This window comes from Pseudomonas sp. P5_B2 (assembly GCF_056400445.1).
Genome location: NZ_JBFULH010000700.1, coordinates 1 through 1,967 on the forward strand (window position 1 = coordinate 1; position 1,967 = coordinate 1,967).

The following is a 1,967-nucleotide window of genomic DNA, read 5'->3' on the forward strand; positions in this document are numbered from 1 at the left end:
CTATGTGCCTTCATGCTCGGCGTCTCCAGCCTCCTCGGGTCAAAAGCCTGGGGTCGCAGCAAAAACGAACCGTTTGAATCCGGCATGCTGCCTACAGGTGGCGCCCGTCTGCGGCTCTCAGCCAAATTCTATCTGGTCGCGATGCTTTTCGTGATCTTCGATATCGAAGCCCTTTTTCTCTTTGCATGGTCTGTGTCCGTCCGCGAAAGCGGCTGGACCGGATTCGTCGAAGCTCTCGTTTTCATAGCAATTCTGTTGGCAGGCCTTGTCTACCTATTCCGAGTGGGCGCCCTTGACTGGGCTCCGGAAGCTCGTCGTAAGCGGCAAGCGAAGCTGAAACAATGAGGCTTTGGCAATGCAATACAATCTCACCAGGATCGACCCCGATGCTCCTAACGAGCAGTATCCGATTGGCGAACGGGAAACCGTTTCCGATCCGTTAGAAGATCAAGTCCACAAAAACATCTTCATGGGCAAGCTCGAAGACGTGCTTAACGGCACGATCAACTGGGGGCGCAAGAACTCCCTGTGGCCGTATAACTTCGGTCTTTCGTGCTGCTATGTGGAAATGACTACCGCCTTCACGGCGCCCCACGACATCGCGCGCTTTGGCGCCGAGGTAATCCGGGCATCGCCGCGTCAGGCGGATTTCATGGTTATCGCCGGTACCTGCTTCATCAAGATGGCGCCGATCATTCAGCGTCTCTACGAGCAAATGCTCGAACCTAAATGGGTTATCTCCATGGGTTCGTGCGCCRACTCCGGTGGCATGTACGACATCTACTCTGTCGTTCAAGGGGTGGACAAGTTCCTGCCCGTGGACGTCTACGTGCCTGGCTGCCCGCCCCGTCCTGAAGCTTTCCTGCAAGGCTTGATGCTCTTGCAAGAGTCGATTGGACAGGAGCGTCGTCCGCTTTCCTGGGTCGTTGGTGATCAAGGCGTTTATCGCGCCGAGATGCCTTCCGAAAAGGAAAAGCGCCGCGAACAGCGAATCGCAGTCACCAACCTGCGCAGCCCCGACGAAGTCTGATCCAGATCTGCTTCTTTAATAGAACGAGACACTGGCTTCATTCTTTACGTTGACCGAAAGCGATAAATAACCATGACTACAGGCAGTGCTCTGTACATCCCGCCTTACAAGGCAGACGACCAGGATGTGGTCGTCGAACTGAACAATCGTTTTGGCCCCGAGGCGTTCACCGCCCAGCCGACCCGCACCGGCATGCCGGTGCTTTGGGTTGCGCGTGCCAAACTCGTCGAAGTCCTGACCTTCCTGCGCAACCTGCCCAAGCCGTACGTCATGCTCTATGACCTGCACGGCGTGGACGAGCGTCTGCGCACCAAGCGTCAAGGGCTGCCAAGCGGCGCCGACTTCACTGTGTTCTATCACTTGATGTCGATCGAACGTAACAGTGACGTGATGATCAAGGTCGCCTTGTCCGAGAGCGATCTCAACGTGCCGACCGTGACCGGACTGTGGCCGAACGCCAACTGGTACGAGCGTGAAGTGTGGGACATGTACGGCATCAACTTTGCCGGTCACCCGCACCTGACCCGCATCATGATGCCGCCGACCTGGGAAGGTCACCCGCTGCGCAAGGACTTCCCGGCCCGTGCAACCGAGTTCGACCCGTTCACCCTGAACCTCGCCAAGCAACAGCTTGAGGAAGAAGCCGCGCGCTTCAAGCCTGAAGACTGGGGCATGAAGCGTTCCGGTGCGAACGAGGACTACATGTTCCTCAACCTCGGTCCTAACCACCCTTCCGCGCACGGTGCGTTCCGCATCATTCTGCAGCTGGACGGTGAAGAGATCGTCGATTGCGTTCCAGACGTCGGTYACCACCACCGTGGCGCCGAGAAGATGGCCGAGCGTCAGTCCTGGCACAGTTTCATCCCGTACACCGACCGTATCGACTACCTCGGCGGCGTGATGAACAACCTGCCGTACGTGCTCTCGGTCGAGAAGC

At 57.5% G+C, this 1,967-nt stretch carries 3 protein-coding genes; all 3 read left to right on the top strand.

What is annotated here, in order from left to right:
* A partial coding sequence (locus tag AC1DRJ_RS25765; protein WP_477804641.1) for an NADH-quinone oxidoreductase subunit A occupies positions 1-345 on the top strand: 345 nt, incomplete at its 5' end.
* Positions 346-355: 10 nt separating this feature from the next.
* On the top strand, positions 356-1,030 hold the full coding sequence (locus AC1DRJ_RS25770) for a NuoB/complex I 20 kDa subunit family protein (protein WP_477804642.1): 675 nt from the start codon (positions 356-358) through the stop codon (positions 1,028-1,030).
* A 72-nt stretch (positions 1,031-1,102) separates the two neighbouring features.
* Positions 1,103-1,967, top strand: an 865-nt coding sequence (locus AC1DRJ_RS25775) for an NADH-quinone oxidoreductase subunit C (protein ID WP_477804643.1), incomplete at its 3' end; no start/stop codon positions are given.